6 protein-coding genes are annotated in these 14,500 nt (G+C 43.7%); all 6 read left to right on the top strand.

Annotated elements, in window-relative coordinates:
- The first annotated feature begins 456 nt into the window (after positions 1–456).
- The gene (locus G0Q07_RS00270) at positions 457–813 is read left to right on the top strand and encodes a hypothetical protein (protein WP_163344123.1); all 357 of its coding nucleotides are present in this window, start codon (positions 457–459) and stop codon (positions 811–813) included.
- 1,129 nt (positions 814–1,942) lie between these two features.
- Positions 1,943–3,184, top strand: a complete 1,242-nt coding sequence (locus G0Q07_RS00265; protein ID WP_163344121.1) for a hypothetical protein — start codon at positions 1,943–1,945, stop codon at positions 3,182–3,184.
- 688 nt (positions 3,185–3,872) lie between these two features.
- Entirely contained in the window at positions 3,873–4,361 is a 489-nt protein-coding gene (locus G0Q07_RS00260; protein ID WP_163344119.1) for a hypothetical protein, read from the top strand.
- 138 nt (positions 4,362–4,499) lie between these two features.
- A complete protein-coding gene (locus tag G0Q07_RS00255) occupies positions 4,500–5,222 on the top strand; it encodes a hypothetical protein (protein ID WP_163344117.1) in 723 nt (240 codons plus the stop codon).
- A 147-nt stretch (positions 5,223–5,369) separates the two neighbouring features.
- Positions 5,370–5,747: a GxxExxY protein gene (locus G0Q07_RS00250; RefSeq protein WP_163344115.1), complete on the top strand. Its 378-nt coding sequence runs from the start codon at positions 5,370–5,372 to the stop codon at positions 5,745–5,747.
- A gap of 133 nt (positions 5,748–5,880) precedes the next feature.
- A complete protein-coding gene (locus G0Q07_RS00245; RefSeq protein ID WP_163344113.1) occupies positions 5,881–14,256 on the top strand; it encodes an Ig-like domain-containing protein in 8,376 nt (2,791 codons plus the stop codon).
- Positions 14,257–14,500: the final 244 nt, after the last annotated feature.

Below are 14,500 nucleotides of genomic sequence, written 5' to 3'. Positions count from 1 at the left end.
TGCTCAGGGGACGGCTCAAATTGCTCAGGGACGGGAGAAATTGCTCAGGGAAGGGCCAATTGTGCCCGGGGAAGCAAAAATATTGCCCGGGGATGGGTTACAACCATCGGTGAGCGCGAAAAATGGTCCGGGGAGAGCTCAACAATGCCGGTGAGCACGAAAAATTACCCGGTGGAGGCTCAAACCTGCCCGGGGACAGCAGAAACTGTCCGGGGACGGGTCAACCTTGCCGGGGGAGTAGACCAGATGCGGGATTCAGAAATGAACGGAACCAAGCAGAATGTTGTCATCTCGAAGCGACAAAGGAGCGAGAGATCTGTAACATCGGAGATTGGTTGGTGCGGGTTATACCACCTCACCGCTGTAAACGCGGTCCCCGCTACCGCGCGATTGTATCGCGTGGTAAATGACAAACAACCGTGCTGTGAGACTTATACCATATTCCAAAATGATGAATTGGAAAAAGAATATTTCTCCTCCTGCACAGGAGGAGTACTCCCGATAAAGTCGGGAGGGAGGTGGTTGTTTGGAGATGATTTAATTGCACCACCACACCGCTGTAAACGCGGTCCCCTCCGCCTAAAAGGCGGAGAAACTGGAGCCGGTGGGGATTGTGTTGATTTAACAACAAATAATAACGCCCATATTTCCAAGGTGGAAAACATGGGCACAGGTGATAATAATTTAAACCCATTCTTCCTGATGGAAGAACATGCCCTCGCTACCGCGCGATGCAATCGTGCGGCAGCAACAAAGGGACAGAGGGGTACGATAGTAGCTAACAAAAATAAAACAAGTGCCTATGAAACATGACTAAAGAGTTGAATCTTTCTGCCGGAGCTACCGCGCGATTCTATCGCGTGGGGTTTAAGCCACACGATAGAATCGTGCGGCAGCGGAAAGTATGGTTCTGTATGAAGCTAACTGATTTCCCCGTGGGGACAGGCGGTTGCTTCTGGCTAAAGAGAACTGTGATAATTATTTTCTCTACAACAACAACAAGTATTTAGGCGATACAAAAAATGATTATCACGTTCTCCAAGGCCCGGCCATCTGTAATAGGAAATCAGGGGAATTGCCAAACGAGGCATGCCCCCCTGATTTAGCAAACAAACCTTCTGGCCTAAGGCCCAGCTTTTCGAAGCAAAAGCTACAGTAGTGAGAATTCTCCCTTCAGGGAGATGTCCGGCTTTGACGGACAGAGGGTGATAACAAACTCTCAAAAGAGAGTGACTATTAAACGAACCTCAAAAAAAGAGGGGAAATTAAACCAAGCTTCTTCTGAAAAGCAGAAGAACAAAATGAAATGATGAAACAACCTTCAGTGCTCAAAGCCATGTTTGTCTAACAAACGTTGCATCAAAGCAAATTCTCCCTTGAGGGAGATCCCGACCGAAGCGTCGGGAGAGGGTGAATATGAAACTGAACCTCTCAAAAAAAGAGGGTGAGAAAACCAACCTTTTCTGAAAAGCAGAAGAGGGTAAAATTGAAATGTTGAACAAACCTTCTGGCCTAAAGCCAAACTTGTTGCCACAACAGGAACAAGTTAGCTTGTTCTCCCTTGAGGGAGATCCCGACCGAAGCGTCGGGAGAGGGTGAGAGGGTATAACTTGAAAATTGATTAAGTAAAAACTGATTGACAGTAAACCAAAAACCAAAATGTCAATCCGACTTCTTTTTTCTTCTTTTTCCTTCCGTCAGCTGACGGAGGAATGTCCGAAGGACAAGGGGGTCAACAAACAAAAATGAAACGTTCTGAGAAATACTGAAAAGAGAATTTGCCGGGTGAATAAGAAGGTATGGAAACCTTCCTCTTAGCCACCGGCCACATTCTCCCCTCGTGAGGGGGAGTCCCGTCAGCTGACGGGGAGGGGGTATATTGGCCCATAGCAAATAATCCAATCAGAATTTTAAAGAACAACAAACTTTAAAATTTTAAATTATGAAAAAGCAAATTTTATTTCTAACGTTTTTTATCGCGGCTATTTTAGCCGGGACTAATGCATTTGGGCAAAACGATGCAACATTCACAGAGGAAATTGCTGATGGACTTCCCGCTGACTATGTTAAATATTTGTCTGGTTCTCCGGATTGTGCCCCGGTATTACCACTGAGCTGTTTGGATTCATTTACTGAATTGGAGCCTCAGGCTGGTATTGAATATACATACTCGGTTACAACGAGTGATGCTGATGGAGATGATCAGATTCATTGGTTTGTAGTTGCTAATGTTACAAACATTATTGCTCCAAACAATGATATTACGGGGATGTCAGGACAGGTTGATCCCGGTGATGGGAATGGACTTTTTATATCGAGTGTCAATCCAACAACAGGTGTATATAACGTGCCAAGTCAGACTACTGATAATATTGATATAACATGGCAATATTTTGATGGAAATACGGATGTCGTTTTGTTGGTTGCCTATGTTGTTGATGTTGATGATTGTACTGACAATATTGAGGTGTACCGAATCAAACCAAAACACAGTTTTACACTTGATTTAGCTGCTATAACTGATGCGGGTGCTTTGATCGGAGATACTGCAAACTACGAAGAATGTGTTTCGCCAATTGAGAGTGCAATATATGATGACGTAGCTGCAAATGATCCTGGAGAAGGAACATTAACCGTTGATTATGGTGAGAACTGGGTATTCTTTACTGTGACTGCTGCAAACTGGAGAGATTCATGGCAACCTACTTTTAATTGGACGTATTCTGGTGGTGTAGGTGATGCTATTACAGTTGAGTGGGCTTATCCTGCAGATGCAGTCGCAGATGTAAATTGGAATTCAGTTACTAATGGAACAGCTAGTACAACCCCTGTCCTTCCACAAGGAGGTGTTACAGCTGTTGATACAGCAGGACAATGTATTATTGTAAGAGCAAGGATTGATCACGGAACAGCTAATGAAAATGCTGAAGCTCTAACGCAGACATTGAATATTGCTGTTGATGGTATTATGGAAGATCCTACTGCTGCAGCTGGTGATGAATATGCTAATGCTAGTTTAGGTGACTTGCACTATGCAGATTGTATTGTTGATGGTTTTGAGAATGATTGGGCAAATTACGATCTAACTCCAAGACCTCAGGTCGAGTCTGCTACAGGTACTCCAACGTTGCCATTCGAACTCAATACGGGTGATCCGAATGATCCAAACTTCGGAGATAACTAGTTATGAACTTTGCTTTTTCATAACCTAAGATATAGCGCAGTGTGCAAGGAGCATGGGGCATTTGCCCTTTGCTCTTCGCCCTGGGCAATATGGAGAGAAGAAAGTGAACAGTTTTAGTCGCAGTTGATAGTTTTTAGCAAAAGAACTAGTGGTTTGCGACTCGTAACTCGAAGCGAACAGGTTATGAAGAAGAAATTAGAAAATGATTATTGCTCAGTGACACGCTGTTTTTGGGAGCCGCGATTAGCGGTGAGCTAAAAATTGTAAGTGGAGCTAGTTCCGGTCGTTGCATCGGGAATTAATGAAAAAAGATGATGAAGAAATGCGTTGGTCTTCTCCGTCAACTGACGGATTAGGGGTAGCGCAGGATTAACGATTAAAACGATCTATCCGTCAATGGACGGAGCACTATGGAGAGAAGCCCGTTAGGGCATACGAAATAAAACGGCGTTTCAGAAATGCGCTTGTCATTACAGTTTTTCTGTCATCTCGAAGGAGGCACGACTGAGAGATCTGTAACAGCGAAGTAAAGGAATAACAGATTCCTCACTTTGTTCGGAATGACAAACGATCTGAAGAGTCGCAAAGAAAAAGTTTACAGTCTCAGTAAACAGTTCGCAAAGTTTTACGACTTGCAACTTGAAGCTTGAGACTTGCAACTAAATAAAACATAAAAATATGATGAAATGTGAAGCATAATCTACACAACATCAGCAAAGGCAATGCACCGCCTGGAGAAAAGGTAAATCCTTTTAGGGTTGACCAGTTCTGCTGTCATTTCGACGGAGGAACGATGGAGAAATCTGTATCTGCAGAGCAGAAAAGCAACAGATTCCTCACTGCGTTCGGAATGGCAAGTACCGGCGGCCAGCTATTGCTAAATATGCGCGACGGGCCTCGTGGCCGTGCACCGGCAACTCGGTTTGCTCCGGTCAACGGGCTTGTCACGCTTATTAAAAAATCCTCTGTGAACCTCTGTGTGCACTCTGTGAGCTCTGTGGTAAAAGAAAGAATAAACCACAAAGAACACAGAGAAGCCACAGAGAACGCAGCGGTTAATGCACTAAATCCAACCAAGGCATTCCGTACGAACTGCACGGAAGTTGTTCGCTTGCAGGAGGAAAACGCCAGTGTTGGAATGGTGGAATATTGGAGTATAGGAAGATTAGAATATTAGAGTATTGGAATGCGAGAATGAATATCGAATGATGATTAACGATTTTAGATTGCAGAATGCTTAGCGTCCCTGTCTGCCGACAGGCAGGTTGGCGCCTTTGCGTGAGCATAAAAAACGCGCAGCTCGCAGCTAAATAACATGTACCGACTGAAAAAACATATCATCCACCTTACCCTGGCAATACTGCTGGCGGTGCTGGCTGTGGCTAATGCTGCGGCACAGACGCCTATTACCATTGAGGAGTGTGATACAATGACCTTTTCGGTTGACAGTCGCGAATACATCCACGAGACCCGTTTTGTTTGGGGTATTTACAATGCCTCTGATGATCCGGTAGATGTGCTTGATCCGAATACAACACTCGATTCTGATATGTATTTTGTGGATGGAATGTATGCGAGTGGTGTAGGAAAAACAGTTCAGGTAGCTAATCTTCCTGTTGGGAAATATTATGTGCGTATCCATGTTTGGGACGAAGAAGATTGTACCGACAATGTTGAAATGTATGTAATGGAGGTGATTGAATCGACGCTTGATATGACGTTGTATGCCGACTCGGTTTGTATTGGAGAGGCTACCAATGTATATATCAGGTTTACTGGTCGCGGTCCTTATGATGTATATTACACCATTGGCGACCAGCTCACACCAAGTGTAGTGAATGTGAATGGAGATGTTGAAGATCCGGAACTGGTTATACCTGTAACCGATCCATTGCCCGTGGGCGAAACAACTTTCTGGGTAATTAAGGTGGAAGACAATTGTAAAGCATATGAGTTTACAGGCGATGAACGACCGAATACGGGTATTGTGATCTATCCGAAACCGGCTAAACAACCAATCTACCTAAAAGATGATTAGTGAATGGAAAAGTATAATTGTAAATTCGAAATGAAATAGTGCTCCGCGGCGCTCTGTGAAAACTCCGTGAACTCTGTGTTTAAAAAGAAAATAAACCACAGAGAACACAAAGAAGGCACAGAGAAGCACAGATAAAAAATTAGAAAAATGAAAGAGAACGACATATCGGGAAAAATAATAGGCTGTGCCATAGAGGTGCATAAGGCACTTGGTCCGGGCTTGCTGGAAAGTGCCTACGAGGAATGTCTGTTCTATGAAATAAAAGCAGCTGGTTTGTTAGTGGAACGACAGAAACCTTTGCCGGTAGTTTATAAGGAAGTGAAACTGGAGGCGGGATACCGGATTGATTTATTGGTTGAAAGAAAGGTTGTGGTTGAATTAAAAGCAGTGGAGGCATTAAATGATGTGCATACAGCGCAGGTATTAACCTACTTAAAATTATCGGGGTGTAAACTTGGGCTGTTAATGAATTTTAATGTTTATAGATTGAGTGACGGAATAAGAAGATTAGTGAATAAATTATGAAAGATTTAAACGCAAAGATCGCAAAGGATACGCAAAGAACACAGAAAAAACTCTGCGGCCCTCTGCGACTGCTCTGTGCTCTCTGCGGTTAAAAAATTTAAACCACGGAGAACCACCGAGATAAAAATAGAAAATGAAAAAATTGATGTACATAGTATTCTTCCTGATGATGGCGACAAATCTGCTCGCCCAGGAAACCTATGTCGTCGATTCAGTATGTGTAGGCGCCGAACGAACTTATCGTCGCGATGGTGAAAAACTCTATTTGTACGACTGGCATATTATCGACCACCAGTTGGTTGATACCTTTGCAGTACCCGGCGTTGATTTTGAAGAGGTGGCAGGTAATGATACCACCTGGGGAAATGAAATTACCCATTTGTGGGATGCCGAAGGCGATTATGATCTGCTTGTTTATGTAACTACTGAACACGGTTGTGATACCGTAGAACAGGGAAAGGTGCGGGTATTCCCGCTTCCGGAGGTACGGGTAAGCGAAGACATCGTACTGTGTGACCTTAATGACTTTGTGGTGCAGGGCGATACCGCCTGGAACCACAGCGTATTGTACTGGGCAAGCACCGGCGACGGAACGTTCAGCGATGAATACAACCTGCATCCTACCTATAGCTTTGGCTCCAACGATAGTGTGGTTGGTGAAGTAACGCTCTTCCTTACCGCCGAAGGTTTGGCCGACAACGGGACCTGTATTCCTGCAGTGGATTCAGTAACGTACCGCTTTAGCAAACCTGAAATTGAATTTGACGTAGAACCTCTGCTTTGTTATAACGACCAGGATGCAATAATAAGGGTAAACATGCTGGGGGGAGCGCCTCCGTTTGATTTTGCATGGACCGGCCCCGATGGATATACTTCTGCTGATTCGGACAGTATTACAGGCCTTGGTGCCGGTTGGTATTACCTGACCGTTACCGATGCCAATGATTGTTACGATATCGATTCAGTGGAGATTGTTAATCCTCCGGAACTGGTAGACACTATCGAAAATGTAATTCAGGTCAGTTGTTACGGCTATTCCGACGGAGCTATTGCGGCATCGGCAAGTGGTGGCACCGGCATACTGTCGTTCTCCTGGACCAGCGAACTGGGGGCGAGCTACGCGGGCGACTCCATATACAACCTGCCTGCCGATACCTATTACCTGACCGTTACCGACGAAAACGGCTGTACAACTTTTGATACGGTAGTACTTCCCGAGCCCGAGATCTTGTTGGTAGATATAACTGCCGATGATACCATTTTATGTGAAGGCGACGTGGTAATCTTACACGGAAATCCGGTGGGCGGAACAGGGGAGCTTACCCACGAATGGACCGGCAACGGATCGGTATTCCTGAGTGCGGTTAACGATAGCGTTACTACTTTTGCCGGAGCACCCGCAGGACGTTATGTATTTACCTACACCATTACTGATGAAGCTTTATGCAAAGCTTCAGATTCGATTGTAGTGAATGTATATCCGCCAACTTCCAGTACCAATTTTATGGAAGTATGTTTCGGAGAACCTGCGTTTACCTGGAATAACCTAACCATAACGAGCGACGCTGACAGGATTTACCTCGATACCTTGTTTGGGGCAAATCAGTATGGTTGCGACTCGTTACTTACTTTAGAAGTTGATGTATTGTTCCCGGAAACCTACGATACAATAATATACGTTTGCGAGAACGATGCACCCTACCAGCCATATGGCAACATTACTATTTTACCCGATCGCGACAGCATTTACCTCGATACGGTTCGCTACGTTGACTCGGGTTGTGATTCTTTGTTGGTTACCATTAATGTATTCTCGCAGCCTGTAACCGATACCCTGTTGTATGCAGAACTTTGTTCGGGTGCTGATGAGTTCCAGTGGAACAACCGTTGGATACAAACCGATTACAGCGAAGTTTATCTTGATACAATGGTAAACAGCTTTGGTTGCGATTCGCTGCTAACTTATAATGTTACTATTAATCCGCCGGATACAACATTCGTTTTCGATACGCTTTGTCAGGATACAGAACCCTATGCATGGAACGATACCGTAATTGTTCAAACCGCTTTTGACAGTACCTACGAGGCCACACTTCAAAATAGTTTGGGTTGCGATTCGCTGGTTTACCTCGAAGTTCATATACTTCCAAAATCGGAAACCGAACTCGATACAATGGTTTGTTATGCCGATCTTTGGTACCCGTGGAGTACCGATAAAGAGTTTTATGCCGGATGGGATAGTACTTACACCGATACGCTGATAAACCAATGGGGCTGCGATTCCGTATTGTTCCTCAATGTTGAGGTTCAATATCCGGATACGGTGAACATCGATACAACCATTTGTGAAGGCGAACCTGTTTTTGCATGGGGAGTAAATCCGGTTCATCAGGTAGACTCGTATACCGATAGTATTTATACCGATGTATTGCAGAACCAGTTTGGTTGCGACTCCATTGTTAATCTTGATGTTCGCATACTTCGCCCGGTTGTTATTACCGATACCATAGAAATCTGTGAAAACGAACCGGCTTTTGTATGGCACTCGCTTGATATTTTAACCTACAGAGATAGTATTTACACCGATACGCTCTATTATGAGGCGGGTTGCGACTCGCTGCGATTGGAGTTAACATTAATCTCGCATCCGATTTCAGATACGATTATCGATACTATACTATGTGAGGGAAGTCCTGAATTTGCCTGGAATACGCATACCGTATCCACATTTATGGACAGTACTTACCTCGACACCTTGCCAAATATGTATGGTTGCGATTCAACCATAACATTGAATGTCGAGATCGTACCTGCGTTTAAAGATACCTTCCCCGAAGCTATTTGTTATGGTGAACCTATTGCGGATTGGTATGGACAAGTTATATCATCAGAAAAGGACAGTGTATACATTCACAATGTGCCGGGTCCGGCAGGTTGCGATACTTTACTGTATTATGAAGTGACTATTTTGCCTGTTACCTATGAGGATCTTGATACCACGCTGTGTTACGGATTACCTGATTTTATGTGGAACAATCGTTTAATTTCAGGAACGGCTAGTGATTTCTATCTCGATACTTTAGTTAACAGTTACGGTTGCGACTCCTTGTTAACCTATACTGTAACCATTTTGCCACCTGATACCACACTAGTTTACGACACGATGTGTGTTGGAGATCCGGGGTATGACTGGAACGGATGGACGGTATCAACAACTGAGGAAGATATTTATGAAGCAACTTTGCAAACTGCTTATGGCTGCGATTCGGTTGCTATACTGTATACAACCTTACTGGAAGGTGGCTCTACCTACGACACCATTTTCGCTTGCGAAGAATATTACTGGGAAGCAACAGACGAAACGTATACCACAACCGGCGATGCCTTCCATATTGTTGGAAGCGAAACAGCTTGCCCGGATACATCGTGGTTGCACATGGTAATCAGTCCGCCAATTGTTATCGATACGCTTGTTCAGCATGTACTTTGTTACGGCGACAGCACCGGATTGATAGAACTTACGGTAAGTGGAGGTATGAATAGCTATTCGTACGAATGGAGTAACGGAGAAACCACGCAAAATATTAGCAACCTCACTGCCGGTATATACACCGTTACCGTTACAACACCGGTAACCGATACGCTGGATTGTTATGCAACAATGGATATTGTAATAACCGAACCAACTCCGGTTACCATTACCGAAGACCAAATAGTACATGTTGACGTTATGGGTGAATCAACCGGTAGCATTGAAGTTACTGTGGCTGGTGGTACTCCCGCTTATACTTACGCCTGGATAAATGAAGCCAGCGACACAGTTGATATAAGCGAAGACTTATTCAACCAGCCTGCAGGAGATTATACTTTAACGGTAACTGATGACAATGGCTGTATTGCAACATTTACCGCTACAATTACTGAGCCTGTGCCGCTGGATAAGTACATGGCGCCACTGACGGATGAGATTTGCTATGAAGAGCTAGTTAACTATTCTCTTCCGCAGAATCTTTCGGAATACCTGGCGCTTGATACCAGTGCAGAAGCTTATTCTTTGGATTGTGATCTTGATACTTCCACTTTTGATGCAGAAATAGTTAGTATAAGCAACGATGTCTATTGTTACGAAGAGGTTCGCCGATATAGTATCGTTACTATTTGTGGCGATACGCTTAGTGCTACACATCGGATAATTGTTGATGACCGGGAAGCTCCGGAAATATATTGTCCTCCTGACTTCTCTGTTTCAAACGGAATTATTCCGGCTGCATATGATTCAACGGAATTCTGGGATGAAGGAGGTTCTATGTATGATAATTGCGGAATAGTAAGCTTTGAACTAATTGATGAGCAAACACAAGACCTTTCTGATCACATACTTGTGACTCGAACATATGAAGTAACTGACTATTGTGGAAATGTAAATCAATGTGTGCACATAATTAAAGTTTATTCAGATGTTGCTATTGATTTGGTTTGTTCGAACCTGCCTAAGGTGTATTATGAGTGTAGTGATTTCAGACCTAATTACAGAGACACAAGTGATTTTTGGGCTGCTGGTGGTCGGTATTATAGCTCAGTACCAATTGATACTTTCTTTTACACGGATAAAGTGGATGGAGTCTATTGTCCTACAATAAATCGTACCTATACCTTACGCAATGTAGCCGGCCAGACAGTAACATGTACGCAAACATTTGAAGTACTGGATGATGTGGCGCCAACACTCATTCTTCCGGATAAACATATTTACTGTAATGAATCATGGCCACTATATAGTGATTATGTTGATGTACTTCAGTTCAGAAATTCGCATGGAAACGATGCATTTGATAATTGTGGAAACAGATCGATTCGTTCGGTTGCCTTGTTTAGTGTCAATGTTACTGGAACGTGTCCTACTGTTCAGGAAAGGGTTTATAGGATTACCGATCAATGTGGAAACTTTAGTTTTGAAACAGAGTTGGTATACATTAACGATACCATTCCGCCGGATGTAACAAACTTTCCATACGAATTAACCGTTTCATGCGATGTGCCGGAGCCATATACCGATGCAAGCCTGTATGCTAACGATGATTGTGAAGACGTGGAGATTATTCATGAGAAAGATTCGCTTGGCGGTATTGACGAGCCGGGTGTTGTTTACCGCTTCTATACCTTTAGTGATGGCTGTAACGATGTGCCGGTAGTTCAGAAAATTACAGTGGTACTTGATGAAGTGGCCGAATTCGACGGACTTTCACCACTGTGTCAGTTTACACCGTCGCCGGAGTTGCCCGATACCTCGAAAAACGGTATTACCGGCCATTGGGAAATCGATTCCATTCCAACCGGTGTGGTGGGTACATTTACCTACATTTTCTATCCCGATTCAGGTCAGTGTGCCGGTCCGGCAGATATTGTGGTGGAAATTCTTCCTGCCATCGAGCTTACGCAAACACACCTTGATCAGGGCTATAATCCAAATCCTGTTGGAAGTATCGATCTGGATATTGCCGGAGGAAGCGGATCGTATACCATTAACTGGAATTTTCCAAATGGCTATTCGGCAAATTCAGAAGACATCACAAACTTATATGCCGGTGATTATTGGGTGGAAGTAAGCGATGAAATTGGTTGTTATGATAGCCTTTCAGTTACCTTGCTGGCTTATGAGCCGGAATTCAGCTGTCCGCCTGATACGCTGATTGAATGTCCGGATATTACGCAATACCCGGGTACCAACGATATAAATGAGTTTATTGCGATGGGCGGATATTATGATCCGATCAGTATATTCCGCAATTTGGATTACTTCGATGTGGTGGATACAACGGAATACTGTTTAACTATCGAGCGTACTTATGTAGTTGAAGATATTTACGGAAGACGGGATTCATGTACACAAACAATCGATTTCTACGATCTCGTTCCTCCGGTAATAGTTGCTCCTGATGGTGATACAGCTGAATGTCTGTCGACTATTGTACCGACAATTGAAACCTTTGCTGATTTCTTGGCAATGACGGGAACCGATGCGTACGATCCGAATTGTACAATCGATCCATCAACATTCACTGTTCGCGATACAGCCATTGTCTTACAGCCGGGTCGTTCGCAGGTAATTTATTATTTCAGTATTGAAGACTTCTGCGGAAACATTGGCCGCGATACCACTTATTACCTGATTACCGACGATGAGGCTCCTGAAGTATGGTGTGCCGATATTACCGTTTATCTCGATGAAAACGGGCAGTATCATTTAACGATTCAGGATTCAATGACAATGGTGGATAGTATGTACGACAATTGTACTGCTCCTGAAGACATGCGGGTGGAAATAGAAATAGACCTAATTACCTGCGAAGATGTAGAATCGGGAGCACAGGCACGAATAACGGTTTATGATGAGGGCGGTCTTTCTGCAGAATGTACGGCAAACATTACCGTTGTTGATAATCTTCCGCCGGAGGCTATTTGCCAGGATATTACTATTTATCTCGACGAAACAGGCGTGGCATACATAACACCACCGGATATTGATAACGGATCCTTCGATAATTGTGAGCTCGACAGCATTTGGATTTCGCGTGATCGTTTCGACTGTTTTGATGTAGGCGAAAACGAAGTTGAACTGTATGCCGTTGATGTTTATGGTTTAAGAGACACTTGTATTGGTATCGTTACCGTTATTGATCCTGTTGATCCTTATATCGTTTGTCGTCCGTTACAAACCATTCAACTCGATGAATACGGTAAATTCGATTTATCGTGGGATTTTGTAACCGACAGCGTTTCGGATGAATGTGGAATTGATACCGTACTGTTAGACGATTATGAACTTGATTGTGATAACATTGGTTTCACCATAATTACAGTAACAGCATACGATGTAAACGGAAATTCAAGCACTTGTGAAGCCGAGTTTGAGGTATTCGGTAATATTCCGCCAAATGTACAAAACGATACGGCCGTAACTGCAGTGAATGTGGCCGTTGAAATTCCGGTGACCAACAACGACTACGACCTGAAAACAAATATTAATCTTGAATCACTTGGAGTTCTGATTGGTCCAAGTAACGGTTCGGTTGTGGTTGATAATGAAACCGGTATTGTAACTTACACACCTAACCTGAATTATGAAGGTCCGGATGTCTTCCGCTATACGATTTGTGATGATGGTATACCTTGTGAGCCGGAATGTGGTGAAGCAATAGTATTTATTACTGTTCGTCCGGTTAACGAACCACCAGTAGCAGTAGATGATTATTACGAAGTTCCATGTGGCGAGTTGTTTGGTGATGTTACGCTGAACGATTCCGATCCTGATGGTGATCAAATCTTCGTTAATCCAATACCGGTAACACCACCTGATAGTGGCGCATTAACCTTGTTCGATAACGGAAACTTCGAATACATTCCGTTTGATGGATTCTTCGGAACCGATAGCTTCCAGTATGTAATTTGCGATAACGGAATACCATCGTTGTGCGACACGGCATGGGTTTACATCACGCGAGTTCCTGATAACGATTGTGATGGTGTTGCCGATGCTATTGATATTGATGATGATAACGACGGTATCAGGGATAATATTGAAAATGGTGGTTTCTGGCCTGAGGATCAGATGGGATTGATAGATTCCGATAACGATGGCATACCGGATTATATGGATATTGATTCGGATAATGATGGTATTCCGGATAATATTGAAGGTCAGGGCGAGAACAATTATGTACCGCCTTCGGGAATTGATGCAAATGGCGATGGATGGGATGATGTTTACGATGTAACCATTGGCGGTGTTATTACCTTTGATGAACAGCTTACCGATACCGATGGCGACTCGATGCCGGATTATCTGGATATTGATTCGGACAACGACGGTGTATTTGATATGATTGAAGGACATGATGCCGACCACAATGGTATTGCCGATGTAATTAGATGGTACAGCGATGAAGACCAGGATGGATTGGATGATGCTTATGATACCTACTCCGGATGGGCCGATTATGGTAATGAGCTGGGAAGTAATGCGCCGCTGCAAGACTTTGACGACGATGGAACACGCGACTGGCGCGATACCAACGACGAAGATGATGAATACCAAACCGTAAATGAAGACCTGAATGGTAATGGTGATTACAGCGACGATGACCTCGACCTCGATGGTTATCCGGAATACCTGGATACCGAGTTGAATTGCGAGCTGTTTATTCCTGAAGGATTCTCGCCAAACGATGACGGTGTTCACGATTTCTTCCAGATCTTGTGTATTCAGAAATATCCGAATAACAAACTGATGATATTTAACCGTAACGGGGTTAAATTGTGGGAAAAAGAACACTACGGTATCCTCGATGTTTGGGGAACTTACCACGATGCATGGTGGTGGGGAACGTCAGAAAACGTGCTTACCATTGGCCGATCAGGAGGCTTGCCGGCCGGTAACTACATTTATGTACTGATACTGAACGATGGAAAAGGTACCGTTAAGAATGGTACGGTAATGTTGGCCTACTAGAAGGATTAAGGATAATTGATGAATGATTAAAGAATAGCCAGGTGATGATTTCACTTTTAGTGAAGTTTGCGCCTTGTTCATAATAACGAAGGATCCGACCCGAATTAACTTTATCAAATACGGATCGGATCTTTTTGTATTCTCAAAACTCGGCGTCTTCGCACCTTTGCGAGAGAAAACCTAAAAGAATTTCGAAGCAAGATTAACGATTTTCGATGGCAGAATAGCTTCGTGAAACTTGGTG

The organism is Draconibacterium halophilum (assembly GCF_010448835.1).
GTDB lineage: Bacteria > Bacteroidota > Bacteroidia > Bacteroidales > Prolixibacteraceae > Draconibacterium > Draconibacterium halophilum.
This window is presented reverse-complemented; position numbering and strand designations above follow the sequence as displayed.